This is a genomic window from Marinomonas phycocola (assembly GCF_047525455.1).
Classification (GTDB): domain Bacteria; phylum Pseudomonadota; class Gammaproteobacteria; order Pseudomonadales; family Marinomonadaceae; genus Marinomonas.
Window position 1 is genome coordinate 21,046 of the sequence record NZ_JBLIXL010000014.1, and the last position, 19,152, is coordinate 40,197.

Genomic DNA, 19,152 nt, shown 5'->3' on the forward strand with positions numbered 1-19,152 from the left:
TTTCCTGTAGTTATTTTGATAATAGCTTGTCGTCCCTGAAAAACTCCCAACTAATTGATTTTGCGATATTTTTATAAAATAGTTAATGCCTAAATCTTACTAAAAACACGCTATCAAGCCCAAAAAGTTGCAGAACAGGTGTGTTTTATGAAACCTCGTCAGACAAAGACCATACCGTAAAAGGGTTTATTCCAACCTCAACTCGTTGAGATGATTATTCAGGTTCGACTAGATAGAAGGGGTTGCGAAACAGGTTAATCTGCGTCTGATGACATAGCCTCTTTAATTTCATCACTGCTAAAGCCTTTGAGTGACAAGTAAGCATAGGCTTTTGATTTTTCTTTATAGTTAGATAAATTGAACTGCTTTTTGCCTAATTGCTCTTTGCAGTTCTTATAAAAATCGATATCGCCTACAAGTTCTAGTTGATATAGGGTTTCGTCAAATTTACTTACGTCAATCAGGCGTTGTTTCAATTCACGGAGAATAAGTGTTTTCCCTTTCCCTTTTCGGTGTAATTTAATAATTTCATTGGAGAGCTCGGCTTTTTCGGCTTTTATGACCACTTTACTGCGTAGAGAATCTTGTGCTGGGTGTTGTGATAACGCGTAGTCGATTTGTGCTCGTGAAAACCCTCGGACTGTCATTTGGGCATAAAGCTTTTCTTTACTAATACCCTCGAAATTGCTGTATCGAGATTGTAATCGACTGCTTGCCATTTCATAAAAATCGATGCTGTTTTGTTTAATAACCTGTGCGATTGCTGTATCAATATTTTGTGATGAGATACCGCGCTTTTTTAATTTTTGAACGATGGCTCCTTTGCCTGTTTCGTTATTAAATGCGGATTCGCAATAACGTATTGCAAACTCAAGGTCGCTCTTTAAATAGTTATGTTCGATAAGGCGAGCAAGTACATTCTCTATCCAGTCAACATTTTGTGTTTTTCGTTCCAGTTTTTTGCGAATTTCAAGAATGGTGAAATCTTGTTGGTTTAGGTGCCAATACGCACTGTTGAAAACATTGTCGATGCTCTTTGCTTGTTGAAGGGATGGGCGTTGCATGAAGAAAGCCTTTATTATTGTAGTGACGACGTTAGTGTAGCAGAGTCCGAGATGCATTAACGATTTGAGAGTATTAATGTGTTATGTATGGTTAAAAGCATCATAGGCTGTATTTTTCATGAGAATATGCTATTTGCTCAAACTTCTATATATGGCTCTAGATTGTTTCTACTTCTTTGAGATTAGGGTTCTTTTTCCTATAGAGCATCACTCTTAGTTTAATCGAGGGCAGTGTAGCGTTACTGCGTACCAAAGTGCCCTGTACTAGTTCGTTTTTTATTGCGGATTCGGGTAGCCAAGCTAATCCATTTCCCTTGTTGGTAAGCGCTTTTACCCTTCTGCGAACGAGTTTTTATATTGAAGTTGGATCTTTAGTTTTGGTGACCTTTTTGCAAAATAGCCTCTTTGTAATCGTCGTCCAAAGAAGGGTTCATCGGGATAGTTTAATACCTCTCCTGCTCATGGTTCATACAGAGCTCTGCCTTGGCTGCCTATGCCAGAAACGGGAACGAGATAGTCGTGCCCACTTCACAACTTGATATATTCTCTCTATCAAGCTGAGGAAAGATTTCTGGAGAGTGGTAGCACAGTAAGAAGTCACTTTACTCTGACATTAAGGTATCTAGGCAATTGTGTAGATCATTTGCGTTAATTCAAATCCAGAAGCCATGAAAAATGTGTTAAGTCAGTCAACGCCGTTGGGGCGTATTGGCGATCCGAGTGAAATAGGCAACACGGTCGTTTCCCCTGCCAGTGATAAAGCCAGCTACCACAATGTTCTATTTCAGTCATTATTAAACACGTTTTATTGCCTCTGCTAAGCGTTCTTTTATGGATTGTAGTAAGTGTTTTTTCGATTGGAATGGGTGCGTATTCTCTGATATTCGTCCGAATGCTAAATCACATAAAATTAAATGAGAAGGCAATGTAAAATCGAGTTTTCCCTGTTTCATTATGTGGATAAGAAAACGAGTTAATTGGGGCTGGATACTGGAGAGGGGTCTGTGTCTTTCGATAAAAAGAGCGATATCTTGTTTGTCTTTTTCTTCCCTAAAATAATGTAATTCCTGTTCCGCTTTCGTGGTTACTTTTAAAAGCGCCATTATCAATTGAGACGAAAGTGACTGCTGCCCCAGTAACGAGGTGATATAAAAATTGTCTTGGAAGTTTCCATGCCATTCGATTGTTTGCATTTGTGTGAGATGAGAAAGTCCTTTGACCATCATAACGGAATAACTGCCACTTGCTTGGTCTTTTGAATTACCTAAACGTACAACATGAAAACCGTTTTTTTGCCAGAATTTAATCAGCTCTGGTTGCGCTGAAAAACTGGTACAAAGGATGTCTATATTTTGTTTTTTTGCGGCAACTTCAATATCTGATAAAAGTTGGGATGCGCCACCTTGCCTTTGATGAGCAATATCGGTTGCAATTCGACTTATCCTCCAATAACTAAAATCAGCCGCTGATAACCAACCTTCATGGGCTAATAATGATTGTGGCAGCAAATGACCTCTGGGCCTTCTAATTCCTTCTAAAATAGGCTGAATCAAATCATTATCAATAGGCCCTTCTTGGGTCACTACAGCGATAGAAATGAGTTTAGAGGAGGCGAATCGAAACCAAGTTGAGACACTTGGGTCATCCATTAGCCATCTAATATCATTGGGAGAAGTCTGGTAGTGAGCACTTACAAGCAGTCTAAAGCCTAATCTCAGAAAATGCATACTTTCTAACCACTGATTGCTCTGAACAGAGAGTGTCTTGTCTGTGATATTTGTTTGTTCTTCATTGTCTGAATTTGGGTAAAGAAAGAGCAGTTGATCAACCCATTGCTCTAAAGGGTCATGATCTTTCCAACGAACAGGCTGTTCTAAAGTGCATTCAAGCAATGGAATATTGGATTGCTTTATTGAATTTAAGAAACGAATGCCAAAGCCTCTGCCGCCAATTTCATAGCCATGATTGGTAGAAGAAAAGACAATCTTAGGATAGATGCTTAACAATTTTTCAAGCACGGGAATAGGAAACGCAGCGGCTTCATCGACCACTAAACAATCTAGAGCGACTGGGTACAAAATTAATTGATCAGCAGGAAAGAAGGGCAAAGGCGTGTTTTGACTTTGATGGGTCTCATAATGCATATTTAACGTTCTGATGGCTTCTTTTCTAGGGGCTGTTACGGCTATATTCCAATTTTGAGACGCTAATTCGGCGATCATGACCCCTAGTAATGTCGACTTTCCACGCCCTCTATGGGCTGTCATCATCACTGCCGCTTTCTTGTTTTTAGTTAGATGTTCTTTGGTTAAGTTTAAATTGTGCTGTTGCTGCTCAGTGAGCAGAAAGTCTTGGTATGTTTTGCTTGAGATTCTATCTAGAGGTGTGAGCTTGGTATTGGAGTTTAGACGCACAATCATCACAGCTTGGCTATTGTTCATATTACAATGAGGCAATGACATTAATTCATGTAAAAAATAGTGTTTGAAATAGGATGTTGCTGATTCTACTGTAAGGGGCCAAGGTAAATATTTGGCGAGTTCTTGATCCGGTTTTTTTAACCAGTGAACCGTATCGGGAAGCCCTATTGCAAAGAGGCCTCCGCCTTTTACGGTACCAGATGCAATGGCAAAGCTGTTGCTGCAAATGCCATCTTCAACGTCAAATAAAATGGCTTCGTTTGTTTGGCCGAGTAATAAGGGCAATTTCTTAAAGGGGTAATAAATCGGTAAGTTAAGAGTTTCTTCTGTTGAAGAATAAAAAGGGAGAGAATGCGTACTGGTCACAATAGGGGAGTGTAAGTTGGCACTGAGTGCTTGGAACGCGTTTAAGCGAGCTTCAATAGACCCTATTAAGATATAAAAGTAACGATGTTGTTGTGCTGCGTGCATAAAGTCTCCTAATCAAAGGTGATGATACCTTGATTAGGAGGGGTCTCTAAAGAGGATTTTACTGAGTTATTTATTCAGTTTGAATGTGGATAAGTCTTTTTGCAGTTGAGTCGCCAATGTTGCAATGTTATTACTGTGATTTTGTGACTTCTCAGCTTGTTCAAAAGTATGGTGAGAAGACTCTCGTAATGAATGGGCACTTTGGCGTATTTGCGTTGCTGCAACACTTTGCTCTTCTGTTGTTGACGCTACGTTACCAATTCTATCGCCAACGGTTGTGATTGAGGTGAGCATTTGAGTTAACAATTTGCGAGACTGAGATACTTTCTCAACGCTGTCAGCCACTTGTAATGTACCTGATTCCATTCCTTTAACGGCAACACGACTGTCTACTTGCAGCTTTTCGACCACTTTTCTAATTTCTTCTGTCGATTGTTGTGTTCGTTGAGCTAATACTCGCACTTCGTCAGCGACCACTGCAAACCCTCTCCCTTGTTCACCTGCACGTGCAGCTTCAATGGCGGCATTCAAGGCTAATAAATTGGTTTGTTCTGCGATGGCGTTGATGACATCCACCACGTCACCAATGCTGTTACTGCTTTGTTCTACTTCACTGATGGTGGTAGACGCTTGTTTAAAAGCAGATGCAAGGCTACCTACCGTTTTCTCAACTTCTAAGACTGCTGTATTACCTTCTTCACTAATCGCACTTGCTGTCGTACTTTCTTGTGCGACTGCAACCGTGCTCTGAGCAACTTGTTCAATGGAGGACGTCATTTGTTCAATAGAAGATGCAACTTGTATACATTCATCCTCGCTTGTTTGCGCTTGCTTTTTAAGTAACGTATTGGCTTTTGAAATTGAGTGGGATGCTTCTGCGAGCAATTCACTGGATGACAAAACTTGCTTGATTACTTTTACTAGACTGTCTCTCATTGCAACAACGTCGCGTTTCAATATATCCACTTCGTTTTTGCTAGAACGATTATTTAAAGTGCTGAATTTAAAAGTAAGGTCACCTTGACCAAAATGATATAGGCTATCTGTTACTTCTTCTAGTGGTTTTAAAGATCGACGAATCATTAACCAAAGGAAAATAGACAGGATAACGGCACAGATCACACTTAAGATAGAAAGAAAGTATACGGCTTCATTAATGATTTCTTGGTAATCATCACTATCGCGCTTGATCACGACAACCCAGTTCCAGCCTTCTACTTTTTGGAAAACCACTTTGGATTCCCTTGATGAACTGTCTACACCGGGTATTTTGATTGTATAATTGAACGTACCGTAATCTTTCTGGTAGAGTTTTTGAAAATCCGATTTAAGTTGAGGGAATTCTTTATATAAGTTTTTACCTGCAATGTTTGGGTGAACCAGTAGGTCTCCAGCATTTTTTTCACTGTCCACAATATAGACGTAACCTGTTTTACCAAAGGTTAAACTGCTGACAGAGTCTTCTAATTCTTTAATGATGTGATCATAGCCCACGCCAATATCAATAATGGCAATGGTTTTGCCCTGCTTTTGAATGGGAACGTATTTAGTAAAGTAGTTTTTCCCAAAGAGAAATGCGGTACCTTCAAATGCTTGTCCTGATATTAATTGATTGTATCCAGGATGTTGCTTGCCAAGGTAAGTGCCGATCGCTCTGTCGCCATTTTCTTTTCTCAACGACGTTGTAACGCGAAGAAAATCTTCTCCATCACGCACAAAGATGGTTGCAGTTGCATCGGTTGCTCTAGTAAATTGATCAATTTTAGTGAAGTTTAAATTTAGTGTTTCTCCATTTAAAGAAACGGTTGGGCTGTTGTATTGGCCAACATTAATCTTTTTTGATGAGTCTACCGTTAAATCAGAAAATTGGTTGACGAGTATATCTGAGTAAATATTCGTTGACTTTATTGTTGAGTCGTATGATTTTTTTAATTGGTTAGCCAGTAAGTTACTTTCGGTATGTAAATGATTCCGATCAACCTTATTGATTTCTAAATCGAAAATCCAAGTAGTACTGAATAAAAGAATAATGGTAGTGATGAGAACCGACAGTAAAGCCCCCCAACTAAGTTGATGAGGAAGTGACATTTTTTTAAAAAACATTAGAGCATTACGTCCTTATGGATCCATTTGATACTAGATAACAATATTATGTGTTATGATTTTATTGCATGTAACACATGAATATATGGTATATAGTATATTTTTCGTTCGCCATTTTATCGACTTTTGTATCAAAATGTAAACGAAATTTTATGCTTTTTATGCTTTTTATGCTTTTTATGCTTTTTATGCTTTTTATGCTTTTTATGTTTGATGAGATTGGTTTTTAAGTGCCGTTTCTAAAACATTGCGTGAACGGCTAATGTGTCGTCTCATCAATAGTTCCGCCAAATCCGTTTCTTTGTTAGCGATGGCGTCTAAAATGCTTCTGTGTTCTTTTAATGCTTGTAACGGGTCAGGTCTTGAGTTGGCTGTTTGTTGTCGATACATACGAACGAGAGAGTAAAGCTCATCAATTAGTAGGGCGATCAATTTAGGGTTACGGCTTGCTTTAATTATTCGGTTGTGGAAATCGTAATTACCTTCCTGCTGTATATAGCGGTCACCGTTATTCTGGGTAAGGTAATCTTCGTGAGTGTCTAATAAATTATATAAATCACGTAATTCTTGATCTGATATATGATCCACTGCAAGCCGAGCGGCCATACCTTCTAATGACTCTCTAACAGAGAAGGTATGAATCATGTCTTTTGTATTTAATTTGACAATTCTAGCACCAATATTGGCTGCTCTTGTGACTAAACCTAACCCTTCCAAGGTTACGATAGCCTCTCTTAGTGGCCCTCTAGACACGCCATATTGTTGGGCTAATTCTGTTTCAGATATTTTGCTGCCTTGTTTTAATTCACCTTGGATAATAGAGTGACTAAGGGAGGTAACAAGCTCTTCTGAAATAGTCTGTGTTTTGGTTTTTTTTTGAGCTGGCATAAAGTTCCTCATCAGCGATGGATAAAACGTCATCATTTAAGGAAGGTGCGAATCAGTCTACTAAGATTCAGTCTTTCAGAGAAACCGTCAAATAAGGCACGATTCTGCAGGAATGTTAATCCCTTTCAAAGAGTCGTAACGAAATGTGACGTTTTCTTTGAAAGACCAGCAGGTTTTTATCCACATGTTGAGAAAAAAGGACTTATTCGAACCTTCCTTAATCTAATTTACTGTTTTTTATTTGATTTTCCTAGGATTAGAGCAGAGTATTTCTTAGGTTGATGTTTTTAAAAATAGTGCTAAAGTAATTTATGGGAGTTATCAGTATGAAAAAAATTAAAAATGAAGCCGCATTTGTTAAAAAGGCGCTTCAGGTTGGAGAAAACTACGCGACCAAGAGAGGCTATTCTGCTTTTACCGCAACCATGTCTGCCAATCAAAAAGTGGAAGTGTTATATCGTCTACTTGTATTAGATAAACTGATTGTTCCTGTACCGCCAGACAAAGAAGATTTGCAAAGCATGAAACACAAATTGGCATTATGGATTCAAAAAGTACTTCCAGCGAATGACCCTATATTTAGTGAATAATCACAGTTTAATTGCGAGGATTACAGTCATTTTTTTATTGGGTTTTATATTCAATATTAATACTCGCAATGAATTTCCTATCAAACCTATCTCATACCCAAATATTACAAAAAACCACGCCAAGATAATGCTCGGAAAAGCATTATTTAGCGATCGTATCTTGTTTGATAATGGGAAAAGTTGTACTGGATGCCATCTTTTTTCTCAAGGTGGCGCATTTTCATTGTCCCCTTATTTCCATTATGGTTCGATTGCAACGTTAGATGAAGTTGTAAAAACAATGGTCTTTTATCCATTAGGTTTAGTACTAAGTGATAAAGACTCTACGGACTTAGTAAGTTCACTAGAAAGTTTATCTGGGAACTTTCTACCTAGGTTAATGGATTAACTTTATGATAAAAAAATCACTTTTATTGTTTTTTCCTTTATTAGTTGTCGTTTTTATTTTTAGGGATTTTTTTATTGAGGAGTCTAATCATCAATCCGATTTTATTTCAGCGATCTCAAATCTAGAAGACATTAATGAGAACTTGAACTACAAAATTTTATACAATCAATCTTTTTATCATGATGATTTTGAACCAATTAATATAAAAATAGCGAGCTTCAACCGATTTTTAGACGCTTTAGAAAAAAGTGTTAATGAAGATGATGAAGAGACATTGTCTATTATTTATGAGCTGAAAGAACGATTTCTAAATAAAGAGTCGTTGATCGGTGATTTATCATCAACATTGGCGATAATTAAATCGTCAATTAATTTTTTGGCATTGAACTTCGAGCGAGTCGGTGAAGAGATTTTTAAATTAGCAGAAAGAAAGCCCGAGTTGAAGGATGAACTGTATAAGTACAGGCGGGATCTTGAAACCTTCTGGTTTAATGAACTTCTGGAGATCGCAACAAGGAAAGGGATCAGTTTTGGCAATTTTTCTTTTCCTAAATGTTCGACGTGCAGCTCTTTTCTAGAAGATGATATTAAAAGCTTGATTCGCTCTTTAGAAGTACTTAATAAATATACAGAGCTTCAGCAAGAATACAGTGAAAGGCTCAAAAGAACCAATGTCGAGTTATCAATCAATACTTTGTTTTATCGAGCTGAAGACTTGATTAATAAAGTTGAAAATAGAGATAGCAAGCAAAGAATGATCATTATTGTGACTATAATGATCCTTTTTATCGCTATGTGTTCTGTGTTTTATTTTATTCATATAAGTAGAAAAAACTTACTATTAAGTAAAACTGATTTGCTAACAGGACTTGGCAATCGTAATAAACTAACGGATTATTTTGATAGTGTAACAAACAAAGCTACAGAACTGCCCTTATCGTTTGGTATGTTGTTTATTGATCTCGATGGATTTAAGCGAGTGAATGATGTTCTTGGTCATACTTATGGGGATAAGGTTCTAAAGACCATCTCGACAAAGCTATCCCTGCAGTTGGAAGATGATCAAGAATTGATTCGTTTTGGTGGTGATGAATTTATTATTATCTTGCCTAATATGACGCAAGAGTCACTGGAGGCTTTTGCTTGTAAGCTTGTACGTAATGGCCATGAATCTCTTCAAAAGGGGTTGTCTGTCTCATTGTCTATTGGTGGTGTTTTATACCCTCAGCATGCGACAACATTAGATGGATTGATCATTTTGGCGGATCAAGCGATGTATAAAGCAAAAGAAATGGGCAAAGCTCAATTCTACATGCATTCTTAAGGAAGGTGCGAATAAGTCTACTAAGACCCGCAGGGCATGGTCTAAAAGACAGTATTCTTTGTTAAGTATCTCGACAATAGGCCGGCTATTCGATACTCGCCTCGAATAGCCGGCTTTTATCCACATGCTGAGACAAGAGGACTTATTCGCACCTTCCTTAACATGATAAGGCTCCTTTTCTCCTGTTCTACAATTGATCTTTTAAGCTTAATCACTTCTACCATTGAGTGAAGTACTGGCTCAGAGTACAATGTTTGCCTCTTTTGAAGGCAGTTTACCTGTCTATTTACGTATTAACTTAATGATTGCTTTTAAGGTGTCTATACATGCCAGCTAAAACAATGGATGAACTCGTCTCCCTTTGTAAACGTCGTGGATTTATTTTTCAAGGCAGTGAAATTTATGGTGGCATGCAAGGGGCTTACGATTATGGTCCATTGGGTGTTGAACTTAAGAATAATGTAAAAGCAGCATGGTGGCGTGCTATGGTGTATGAGCGTGATGATGTTGAAGGTCTTGACGCTTCTATTGTACAGAATAAGTTGGTTTATAAGTATTCTGGTCATGAGGATACTTTCACTGACCCTATGGTTGATTGCCATGAGTGTAAATCTCGTATGCGTGCAGATCATATGAAAGACATTAAAGTATGTGATAACTGTGGTTCTGAAAATGTAACAGAGCCTCGTGACTTTAATTTGATGTTTAAAACCAATGTTGGCCCTATGGTCGATGACGATTCCTATACGTATCTTCGTCCAGAAACTGCTCAAGGCATTTTTACAAACTTTAAGAATGTTGTTGACTCAACGTCTCGTGCATTGCCTTTTGGTATTGCTCAAATTGGTAAATCTTTTCGTAACGAAATTACACCGCGTAACTTTATTTTTCGTGTTCGTGAATTTGAACAAATGGAATTGGAATTTTTCTGCAAACCAGGAGAAGATGAAAAATGGCACGATACTTGGGTAAAACTGCGCAAACAGTGGTGGTTGGATCAAGGTTTAGCAGAAGAAAATATTGAATTTGAATATGTGACAGGTGATGACTTAGCGCATTACTCAAAATCTACAGTGGATATTTTGTATAAATTTCCTCATGGTTTTGAAGAGTTAGAAGGCGTAGCAAACCGCACTGATTATGATTTGGGTTCCCATACTAAGGCCCAAGAAGAGTTTGGTTTGTCTGCTAGCGTGAAGAAGAATGAACACTCTACAGCTAAGTTGGCTGTTCGCGATTTAGCAGAAAATAAGTGGGAAGTGCCATTTTGTATTGAGCCTTCAGCAGGGTTAGACCGCGGTGTACTTGCGGTTATGACGGAAGCCTATACAGAAGAAAAACTCGAAAATGGTACGTCACGCATTGTTTTGAAATTTAAGCCGCATCTTGCGCCTATCAAAGTGGCGATTATGCCTCTTAAAAAGAATAAGCCTGAGATTGTGGCCCTTGCTAAAGAATTGAAAAACAAGCTGCAAAAGCTCGGCCTAGGCCGTATTTTATATGAGAACACAGGGAATGTTGGTAAAGGCTATCGTCGTCATGATGAAGTTGGAACACCCATTTGTGTAACCGTTGATTTTGACTCTATTGAACAACAAGGCGCACCTGTTACGGTTCGTGATCGTGACACAATGGAACAAATTACGATTCCTGCGGCAGATTTGCCAGCGTATGTGATTAACTATTTTATAACCTAATCATACGGTTTTATTTGTATTAATACGGTATTCGAAAGTCGCTAGGCACAATGAGCTAGCGACTTTTTTATGGTCAAAAATTCAGTGCTCAACTTTATGTTGATGACGTAAACTGCTACATTGAGAGGCACTTAATAAAGTGGTTTTGTAGAAAACTTGCCTATCATTAAATACAATGGGAGTACTGTATGCAAAATAATAAAATAAACTACATTGAACTGCCTGCGGCTAAACTTGATGCAACAAAAACCTTTTTTAAACAAACATTTGGTTGGGGATTTGTTGATTATGGGTCTGAATACAGCGCTTTTGAGAATGCAGGTTTAGACGGAGGTTTTTTTCATTCTGAAAAATCCTCAAATACGAAAGATGGCAGTGCGCTTGTTGTGCTTTATAGTGATGATTTGGAAGGTATAAAAGAAACCATTGTTGAAAACGGCGGCACTATTGTTCAAAATATTTTTAGCTTCCCTGGAGGCCGTCGATTTCATTTTTCTGACCCCAGTAATAATGAATTTGCTGTCTGGTCAGACAAATGATCTCGATGAGAATATAAAAGCCAATATTGACTTGGCCCCCAATGGTTGGACTGTCCAATTGATGGGGGCTTTGTATCGTTTAAGGTCAGGGTTTTGCGTTGTTGATCGTCCCAGCTAACATCTCTTGATTTAACTCGCCAATATGAAGGCCTTCTTTATTCAATACAGGCAATGCATAAGATGAAATCAAGGCGTTAGGTAGAGCGGCTTCAAGCGACATATCTGAGGTGATCGTTGGTGTACTAATTACGTCCTCAGGAAGAACGTCTCCACTCGGCCGTGCGAAAAGTGCACTGTTTAATTGACTTGCAGTGAGTACCCCTTGGAATCCCTCGTTAGTTTGATAAAAACCATAGTGATTATTATCACTGTTTGAGACAAGTTGTTCTAGAGCGCCTTGTAAATTTGTGTGGGTAATAAGAGATACTGTGTTTTGCATAATAGTCTTAACTGGCACAGCACGAGCTTTATTGACATCTTTTACGAACGCTTTAACATACCCATCGGCAGGGTTAAGTAATATATCGACAGGCGCTCCAATTTGAACCAATTCACCGTCTTTAAGAATTGCAATACGATCTCCAATTCTTAATGCTTCATCTAAATCATGGGTAATAAAGATAATGGTCTTTTGCAAATCATTTTGAAGCTGTATTAATTGATCCTGCATTTCACTGCGAATCAGAGGGTCAAGTGCGGAAAAGGCTTCATCCATTAACAAGATTTCTGCATTTGTACATAAAGCGCGAGCTAAGCCTACCCTTTGTTGTTGTCCGCCAGAGAGCTGAGAGGGATATTGCTCTCCATATCCATTTAGACCAACGGTGTCCAACCACTGAGTGGCTGATGCATAGCGTTCACCTTTGTCTATGCCTTGAATTGATAATCCATAAGACACATTATCGATCACGTTTCGATGAGGCATTAATCCAAAGTTCTGAAATACCATGGACATCTTATGGCGTCTGAATTCTGTTAATTCTTTGATGGAAAATTTCATAATGTCGTCTCCTTCTACTTTAATTTGACCTTGGGTAGGGTCAATTAAGCGGTTGAAGTGACGAATTAGGGTCGATTTCCCTGAGCCAGATAGGCCCATAATAACGAAGATTTCTCCTCGATTGACGGTTAAATTAATGTCTTTTAAACCAACGGTATGGCCTGTTTCTGCGAGAATGTCGTCTTTGTTTTTTCCTTCATGGACCAAAGGCATAATCTTTTTTGGTGTTTTGCCAAAAATTTGATAAAGGCCTTCAATTTCGATGAATGGAGTTTCAGGAGTGTTATCCATTATTATGGCCTTCTAGGTGTTTTTGAGTACGTTTAGCGTAAGTTTGTGAGACACGATCAAAAATAATAGCAAGAGCGACAATGGCTAAACCATTGAGTAACCCTAATGTGAAATATTGATTTGTGATGGATTTTAAAACGGGTTGTCCCAATCCTTTTACACCAATCATTGATGCGACGACCACCATTGAAAGCGCCATCATAATCGTTTGGTTTATACCCGCCATAATTGTCGGTAAAGCCAATGGGAGTTGTACTCCGAATAAACGTTGGGTGGGCGTTGCACCGTAGGCTGTGGCCGCTTCGAGAGTTTCTTGACTAACGAGTCGTATACCAAGGTTAGTCAAGCGTATGACCGGTGGAATGGCGTAAATGATTACCGCAATGACGCCAGGTATTTTACCGATGCCAAGTAGCATAACGACGGGTATCAAGTAGACAAATGCGGGCATGGTTTGCATTATATCTAGAATGGGGTTAACGATACTTTGTGCTCTGTTTGATCGAGAAATTAAAATCCCGATAGGAATACCTATGCCGATGGAGAGCAGAGTACAGACGGTTATTATACTGAGTGTGCGCATGGTGTCTTCCCACATGCCAAAATAGCCAATGGTTAGTAATGAAGCAAGAACACCTAGAGTCAATTTTCCTGAACGGCTGGCCGCGTAGACAATAGCAACGATAACCGCAACGACGATCCACCATGGGCTGTTAATTAAGAGCTTCTCAAACCAAATTAAGAAAGTCAGTAACGGATCGAAGAAGTTTTCAATGGTTTCTCCATATTCACGGGAGAATGAACGATAAGCACCATCAAGGCCTTTACGAATATCAATTAAATCGCGACGTTCGAGTTGGGGGAACTCAGTGAGCCATGAGGAGTCAGACATAATTTTTGAGCCTTTTCAATTTAGCTTTAAGTACGAATATATTTTTAAAATGTTGAAAGGCCAGTGTTAACCTTTTGATAAAGTGAATAAGCGTTCGATCCTTGAACCACTTATTCATACAATCACTTAATCTTATAGTGAGTTCTTGATTTTCATTGCAACGTCCGCAGGTACCCATTGGCTCCAAAGGTTTTCGTTGTTCTCAATGAAGTATTCAGCTGCAATGTCGCCATCCGCTTGATTGTCTTCCATCCATGCAAGCAGGATATTCATGTCTTTGTTTCTGAAGGCGCGTTTCGTAAAGTATTCGTATGCTTCAGGTTCACGAGTAGCGAAGCTTTCAGTTGTTACTGTTGTTACAAAAGAAGATGGGTACATGGTGGGTTTAGGGTCTAGACAATCTTCTTGAGTAACACAATCAATGAAGTGTTGTTTATCAATACCAGTACCAAAATCAACTTTTACCATTTCATATTTACCCAAAATAGCCGTTGGAGCCCAGTAATAGCCTAACCAACCTTTTTCTCTTTCGTATGCTCTAGCGATTGAGCCAGACAGACCCGCAGCAGAACCTGGATCAATAATTTCAAAGCCTGCCTCTTCCATTTTCAATGCTTTAAATAGATTCTGCGTGGAAATTTGGCAGTTCCAACCAGCTGGGCAGCTGTATAAACCACCAATGGAATCGTCTTCAGGGTGTTTGAATAATTCAGGATGTGCTAGAACGCCTTCAATAGTGGCCAGTTCAGGCATTTTGTCAACAAGGTATTTAGGTACCCAGAAGCCTTCTTCTCCGCCATCAGAAAGAGAGTTAACAGAGAAACGTAAACGTTTTTCATCAATTCCTTTTTGTAATGCGTCGATGGAAGAATTTGCCCACATTTCAGGTGCAATGTCTGGCTCATTCTTTTCTAGCATTGACGTGCCTGTCGGCATTGTATCACCAGGAATAAGATCAACAGTACAGCCGTAACCATTTTCTAGGATAAATTTATCAACATTAGCCATTAGTGAAGCAGAGCTCCAGTTCATATCCGCAATGGATACGTCGCCGCAATCCGCTGCAAAACTGATAGCAGGAGCAAGGGATAAAACGCTGGTAACGATAAGAGCTTTACGCATAAAATGTCCTTTCTTGAAAAGTGATGGTTAAAATGATTAGTTCTCAAAGTATTTTAAGTCTATATAGTCTAGGTAGTTATATCAATTTTTTTCAAGAAACTTATTTTTTGTAACGCATATCGGCATCTTATTTTATCGATAATCACCTCTGTATCTGCGCTTTTTCATTGGGCCGTTGGTGCGTTGACGTCCAGTAAAGGCGATGCATCTAATGTATCTGCGTTCATCATTGTTGCTATTCTTTGTAATGATGAGAGTATCTGTGTCTGTTCCCAAGCCTGTAATTGAGTGAACTCACTGATGAATTTTTCATGCATTAATGGTGGAGTACCTTCTAAGACTTTTAGGCTGTTGTTAGTCAATCTAGCGTGAACAATTCTCTTATCTGCATTTGAACGGACTCGGGTTACCAACTCTTTGTCTTCTAAGCGGTTTAAAATCGTTGTTACGGTTGCTTGCGATAAAGAAACTTGATCCGACAGTTTTTTTACCGTGACATCTCCTAGTTCCGCAATAGAGCGTAATACGACGATTTGAGGAATGGTAAGGCCGCAGTTTTTTGTAATCCATTTTGACTGTAAGTCGGTCGCACGAATGATTCTGCGTAGATTAATAAGGACATCTTGGATGTGTTGATCAGACATAATCGCTCCCAAATAGGGTGTTTCAGAATAAGGCGTTTTAATTGATGCCCCATGAGTAAAACGTGGCTATAAGCCGCTCGATAAAGAAAAAACATTATAGGTGTAATGTTTTTTATTTTATAGATTAAGATTCGATTTGTAAGCAATAAAAGAGACTTAACTCGATCCGTTTTTCTTGAGTTCAGAAAAGCGTGTAATGGCTCTGGCTCTTGCTGTTTTGTAATCTATGATGGGCATAGGGTATTGAAGCTTAAGGCGTTCTGTTTCTGATGGATTATGAATGGATTTATTATTTAGGGAGGTGAGCTCGGGTACAAAGCGTCGAATAAAGTCACCCGTTGAATCGAATCTCTCCGACTGCCTTGTTGGATTAAAAATACGAAAATAAGGTACGGCATCGCAGCCTGTCGACGCACTCCATTGCCACCCGCCATTATTCGCTGCAAATTCACCATCAATAAGGTGATTCATAAAGTATCTTTCTCCAATGCGCCAATCAATAAACAAGAGTTTTGTTAAAAAGCTGGCGGCAATCATACGCAGTCGATTGTGCATCCAACCCGTTTGTTTTAGTTGCCGCATCGCGGCATCGACAATAGGGAAGCCTGTGTTGCCATCACACCACGCTTGAAAATGGTGATTTGGATCTTGCCACGTAATTTGCTCTGTTTCTGGCTTAAACGGCTTCTCCATACTTAAACAATCAAAGTGTGACATCAATTGACGGTAAAAATCCCGCCATGCAAGTTCTTTAAGCCAAATACTGCTTTGCCAATCTCTTTCTGTTTGATCGTGGCAATATTCAATGGCAAAGAGTAGCTCTCTTGGACCAATAGCCCCTAAACTAAGGTAGGGGGAAAGTGTGCTAGTACCGGGTAAAGAGGGTATGTCTCTGTGATCTTCATATTGAGCTTCTTTGTAATGGCAAAATGACCAAAGTCGTTGCGTAATGGTTTCTTGATTAATAGGCCACAGATCGTCTCTATAAGGCTCTTTCCAGTCTAGTATGGATTTGGTCGCTATCAATGGAGCACCTTGTCTCTGAGGAAGGGGAAGGGGTGAGCGATCCTGTGTGCTTAGTATTTGTAACCAACGTTTATAAAAAGGAGTAAACACTTTAAAGGGAGAACCTTGTTGGCTTAGTACTGATCCCGTAACGATTAAATCAGCTGGGCAAACATGCGTATTGATATCATGCTGAGATAGGAGAGTGAGAACGGAGTCATCTCTTTGTCTTTCATGCAGTGGTGTGTCTGCATTGAACCAAAGGTGAGTTGAGTTGACTGAACGACAAAACGCCATAATTAATAGCGGCAAATCCATAAAATAGTGAGCGTCAATAACGGATACGGGAATGCCTAATTCTGCGGCTTGCTGTGTCACCAGTTGAATTAAATCTGCTCTTACGCCTAACTTAGCTGCTGACTCCTGATGCGCTTTCCATTGGTCTGGCGTAGCGCAAACAAGGATACTGATAGGACCTTTTTGTGACGCATAAAAGACCGCTGGATTGTCTTTAATACGTAAGTCGTTTCTTAGCCAGACCACTTGAGTATTCATAGGGGTACCTTTACCTCACTCACTACATTTAAATTTGATTTCGAATACCCAACTCTGAAGGGTAATAAGGTGAGGTGTATCGTTGTTGCTTGACGTATTCACTTCCGTAGTGTTTTAAGTAATGCTGCAACAGCGTCATTGGTGTCGTTAAATTGACTTCTCCACGACGATATTGTTCGATCACATTCAGAATGTCCCTGCGTATTGAACTTTCAACGTGACGCTTTAAATACCCCATCAGATGCATTAAGGTATTGCAATGATTGCGACGCTTGGCTGGTTTACTGAGTGCTTCCATAAACGTAGAAAAATAGCAGTCGCGCCTTTCTATGATCGACATAGAGCGGTTTTCAGAAAGTAATTTGCCTAAGGCTTTGTAGGCAGGTTGAGATTGAGACATTACCACGTATTTATAGCGACTATGGAACTCAAGTAGAGCATGCATGCTTAATTTGGCGTCAACGCAATGGCGAAATTCATGGTGTGCATACACTCTTAAAATAAAGTTTTCTCTGAGTGCCGGGTCATTTAAACGGGCGTCTTCTTCGATCGGCAAATAAGGGTATTTTTTTTGCAAGAGTTCAGTGAATAACCCCGATCTTTGTTTTGTATGCGGGTTACCATTTTCCTGATAGACCTTAATACGGCTCAGCCCGCAGCTCGGTGATTTTTTCATGAGTATGTAACCATCAAGGTGATCTAGAGTCTCAACATAGAGTTGGCTTGGCGCTAAAAACTCGTCAATGACATTTGAGCCTGGCTTATTTGAGTAGGCTAATCGTGGCGCGTTAGGGTCCCCTTCTAAGCGTAATGTTGGTCTAGGTGCACCAAACCCCGCTGCCATTTCTGGGCAAAATGTTTCAAAAGAGAAATGATTTTGCAAGGTATCATCACAATAGTTTGAACGGCTATGGCCACCGTTAAAGCGAACATTTTGACCTAATAAACAAGAACTGATACCTACCTTGATTGCTGGTTCTTTGCTCTTACTGTTTTCTACAAAATGAAGTGCTTGCGGAGTTACGGTTTCATTAGAGTTCATAGCGGTCACCTTATCCTTGTCGCATCATTGCGATTTATATTCACTGAGTATGGTGTTACACAAATGTTGAGCGCTTAATAAAGCCCCTTCAACATCGCCTTTACATAACCAATCTGCTGCTAAACCTATTTGATAATTTGGCTCCCATCGAGATGGCATTCCATTAATGGGAGAATGTCTTGCTAATAACCAGCGATGGCATAAAACGGGATCGCCTTGCAAACCAGTAATGTCAAAAAAAGCCTGAGATAATGTACTTTTCACCGCCTCTTCATTGGCGTCTATATGGTGCTCACTCCATTCGCTACGAGCTTGAATAATCCAATTGCATGAGGTGTCGGGACGCAGAGGTTTTCTACTATCAAATATGATTCTCTCAACAACTGAATGGTTGCTTGGTTGCATTATTGACCTTGCTTGAGAAAAGTTTTTTGCTGTTTCGTTTACCTGAGTGGTTAAGAGCATGCTCCATTGAGGTCTGCTTAGGGCGCTGGCTTTATGCACTTCAAGCAACAAGTTGTTAGGTATATACGGCGTTGCTAATAATGGGCATGTTTGACTTGCTGGTGCCGTAACGATCAATGTATTACAGCTTAAAATAACGTTGTACGAATCGTCCCTTAATGTCCATTCACTGCCTGACCTTTCAATATAATGAACCCGACAATTATTGATAATAGTAGAGTTTTGTATTAAGTGGCGTGTTATTGCACTCATTTTTGGAATGCCAGTATATGCTGTTGCATTTTCTGTATCGGCATCAACCCAAGGAGCAACGATTTCATCTGACACCCATTGCTGGACGACGGCTTGTAATGATGGATGTGAGATATGGAAAAAAGGTGCGCCAAGGTCACAACTTTCCGTATTCGATACGCGTTTGCTACTACTACGTCCTCCAGTCCCTCTGCTTTTTTCAACTAAACACACCTCCATACCCGCAGAAGAGAGCAGAGATGCGCAATAAGCCCCTGATATTCCTGCGCCAATGATGGCAATGTCTGTCGTTGGGTGTGAATGTTGTTTTTCAGTCATAATAAGTGATCCATAAGTTATACAGAATTTATATTGTATAATGTGTATCTGTACAATATAGTGCTTTGTACAAGAAATGCAA

The 19,152-nt window shown here is 39.4% G+C and carries 16 protein-coding genes; 5 read left to right on the top strand and 11 right to left on the bottom strand.

Features of this window, described 5'->3' with window-relative positions:
* Positions 1–254: 254 nt before the first annotated feature.
* From ACMUMJ_RS11160 to ACMUMJ_RS11175, 4 genes are all read right to left on the bottom strand, one after another.
* Positions 255–1,064 (bottom strand): RecX family transcriptional regulator, encoded by an 810-nt coding sequence (locus ACMUMJ_RS11160; protein ID WP_414678918.1) that lies wholly within the window; start codon positions 1,062–1,064, stop codon positions 255–257.
* Positions 1,065–1,858: 794 nt separating this feature from the next.
* Positions 1,859–3,955: a GNAT family N-acetyltransferase gene (locus tag ACMUMJ_RS11165; RefSeq protein WP_414678919.1), complete on the bottom strand. Its 2,097-nt coding sequence runs from the start codon at positions 3,953–3,955 to the stop codon at positions 1,859–1,861.
* A gap of 66 nt (positions 3,956–4,021) precedes the next feature.
* Positions 4,022–6,058: a methyl-accepting chemotaxis protein gene (locus ACMUMJ_RS11170; RefSeq protein ID WP_414678920.1), complete on the bottom strand. Its 2,037-nt coding sequence runs from the start codon at positions 6,056–6,058 to the stop codon at positions 4,022–4,024.
* Between the two features lie 204 nt (positions 6,059–6,262).
* A complete protein-coding gene (locus ACMUMJ_RS11175; protein WP_414678921.1) occupies positions 6,263–6,946 on the bottom strand; it encodes a GntR family transcriptional regulator in 684 nt (227 codons plus the stop codon).
* A 326-nt stretch (positions 6,947–7,272) separates the two neighbouring features.
* Between ACMUMJ_RS11175 and ACMUMJ_RS11180 the strand changes: the two genes are divergently transcribed.
* The 5 genes from ACMUMJ_RS11180 to ACMUMJ_RS11200 all read left to right on the top strand — a co-directional run bounded on the left by ACMUMJ_RS11180 (position 7,273) and on the right by ACMUMJ_RS11200 (position 11,484).
* Positions 7,273–7,536 carry a DUF5062 family protein gene (locus ACMUMJ_RS11180; RefSeq protein ID WP_414678922.1) on the top strand — a complete coding sequence of 88 codons (264 nt, stop codon included), beginning with the start codon at positions 7,273–7,275 and terminating at the stop codon, positions 7,534–7,536.
* A complete protein-coding gene (locus tag ACMUMJ_RS11185; RefSeq protein WP_414678923.1) occupies positions 7,514–7,924 on the top strand; it encodes a hypothetical protein in 411 nt (136 codons plus the stop codon). The genes ACMUMJ_RS11180 and ACMUMJ_RS11185 overlap by 23 nt, the downstream gene beginning before the upstream one ends.
* A gap of 4 nt (positions 7,925–7,928) precedes the next feature.
* A complete protein-coding gene (locus tag ACMUMJ_RS11190) occupies positions 7,929–9,248 on the top strand; it encodes a diguanylate cyclase domain-containing protein (RefSeq protein ID WP_414678924.1) in 1,320 nt (439 codons plus the stop codon).
* 326 nt (positions 9,249–9,574) lie between these two features.
* Positions 9,575–10,945: a glycine--tRNA ligase gene (locus tag ACMUMJ_RS11195; protein ID WP_414678925.1), complete on the top strand. Its 1,371-nt coding sequence runs from the start codon at positions 9,575–9,577 to the stop codon at positions 10,943–10,945.
* A 188-nt stretch (positions 10,946–11,133) separates the two neighbouring features.
* Complete coding sequence (locus ACMUMJ_RS11200) at positions 11,134–11,484, top strand: VOC family protein (protein ID WP_414678926.1); 351 nt, start codon at positions 11,134–11,136, stop codon at positions 11,482–11,484.
* An 85-nt stretch (positions 11,485–11,569) separates the two neighbouring features.
* Here ACMUMJ_RS11200 and ACMUMJ_RS11205 read toward each other — a convergent pair whose 3' ends face one another.
* From ACMUMJ_RS11205 to ACMUMJ_RS11235, 7 genes are all read right to left on the bottom strand, one after another.
* A complete protein-coding gene (locus ACMUMJ_RS11205) occupies positions 11,570–12,775 on the bottom strand; it encodes a quaternary amine ABC transporter ATP-binding protein (RefSeq protein ID WP_414678927.1) in 1,206 nt (401 codons plus the stop codon).
* Positions 12,768–13,667, bottom strand: coding sequence for an ABC transporter permease (locus tag ACMUMJ_RS11210; RefSeq protein ID WP_414678928.1), 900 nt, complete (start codon positions 13,665–13,667; stop codon positions 12,768–12,770). Before ACMUMJ_RS11210 ends, ACMUMJ_RS11205 begins: the two co-directional genes overlap by 8 nt.
* 132 nt (positions 13,668–13,799) lie before the next feature.
* A complete protein-coding gene (locus ACMUMJ_RS11215) occupies positions 13,800–14,789 on the bottom strand; it encodes an ABC transporter substrate-binding protein (protein WP_414678929.1) in 990 nt (329 codons plus the stop codon).
* A 164-nt stretch (positions 14,790–14,953) separates the two neighbouring features.
* A complete protein-coding gene (locus tag ACMUMJ_RS11220) occupies positions 14,954–15,433 on the bottom strand; it encodes a MarR family winged helix-turn-helix transcriptional regulator (RefSeq protein ID WP_414678930.1) in 480 nt (159 codons plus the stop codon).
* Between the two features lie 156 nt (positions 15,434–15,589).
* Positions 15,590–16,993, bottom strand: a complete 1,404-nt coding sequence (locus tag ACMUMJ_RS11225; protein WP_414678931.1) for a cryptochrome/photolyase family protein — start codon at positions 16,991–16,993, stop codon at positions 15,590–15,592.
* A 28-nt stretch (positions 16,994–17,021) separates the two neighbouring features.
* Complete coding sequence (locus ACMUMJ_RS11230; RefSeq protein ID WP_414678932.1) at positions 17,022–18,035, bottom strand: YbgA family protein; 1,014 nt, start codon at positions 18,033–18,035, stop codon at positions 17,022–17,024.
* Between the two features lie 24 nt (positions 18,036–18,059).
* Positions 18,060–19,070, bottom strand: a complete 1,011-nt coding sequence (locus tag ACMUMJ_RS11235; protein ID WP_414678933.1) for an NAD(P)/FAD-dependent oxidoreductase — start codon at positions 19,068–19,070, stop codon at positions 18,060–18,062.
* Positions 19,071–19,152: the final 82 nt, after the last annotated feature.

Coding starts and splice junctions, on each gene's coding strand:
- ACMUMJ_RS11160 (WP_414678918.1), bottom strand. CDS start 1,064: ATGCAACGCCCATCCCTTCAACAAGCAAAGAGCATCGACAATGTTTTC.
- ACMUMJ_RS11165 (WP_414678919.1), bottom strand. CDS start 3,955: ATGCACGCAGCACAACAACATCGTTACTTTTATATCTTAATAGGGTCT.
- ACMUMJ_RS11170 (WP_414678920.1), bottom strand. CDS start 6,058: ATGTTTTTTAAAAAAATGTCACTTCCTCATCAACTTAGTTGGGGGGCT.
- ACMUMJ_RS11175 (WP_414678921.1), bottom strand. CDS start 6,946: ATGCCAGCTCAAAAAAAAACCAAAACACAGACTATTTCAGAAGAGCTT.
- ACMUMJ_RS11180 (WP_414678922.1), top strand. CDS start 7,273: ATGAAAAAAATTAAAAATGAAGCCGCATTTGTTAAAAAGGCGCTTCAG.
- ACMUMJ_RS11185 (WP_414678923.1), top strand. CDS start 7,514: ATGACCCTATATTTAGTGAATAATCACAGTTTAATTGCGAGGATTACA.
- ACMUMJ_RS11190 (WP_414678924.1), top strand. CDS start 7,929: ATGATAAAAAAATCACTTTTATTGTTTTTTCCTTTATTAGTTGTCGTT.
- ACMUMJ_RS11195 (WP_414678925.1), top strand. CDS start 9,575: ATGCCAGCTAAAACAATGGATGAACTCGTCTCCCTTTGTAAACGTCGT.
- ACMUMJ_RS11200 (WP_414678926.1), top strand. CDS start 11,134: ATGCAAAATAATAAAATAAACTACATTGAACTGCCTGCGGCTAAACTT.
- ACMUMJ_RS11205 (WP_414678927.1), bottom strand. CDS start 12,775: ATGGATAACACTCCTGAAACTCCATTCATCGAAATTGAAGGCCTTTAT.
- ACMUMJ_RS11210 (WP_414678928.1), bottom strand. CDS start 13,667: ATGTCTGACTCCTCATGGCTCACTGAGTTCCCCCAACTCGAACGTCGC.
- ACMUMJ_RS11215 (WP_414678929.1), bottom strand. CDS start 14,789: ATGCGTAAAGCTCTTATCGTTACCAGCGTTTTATCCCTTGCTCCTGCT.
- ACMUMJ_RS11220 (WP_414678930.1), bottom strand. CDS start 15,433: ATGTCTGATCAACACATCCAAGATGTCCTTATTAATCTACGCAGAATC.
- ACMUMJ_RS11225 (WP_414678931.1), bottom strand. CDS start 16,993: ATGAATACTCAAGTGGTCTGGCTAAGAAACGACTTACGTATTAAAGAC.
- ACMUMJ_RS11230 (WP_414678932.1), bottom strand. CDS start 18,035: ATGAACTCTAATGAAACCGTAACTCCGCAAGCACTTCATTTTGTAGAA.
- ACMUMJ_RS11235 (WP_414678933.1), bottom strand. CDS start 19,070: ATGACTGAAAAACAACATTCACACCCAACGACAGACATTGCCATCATT.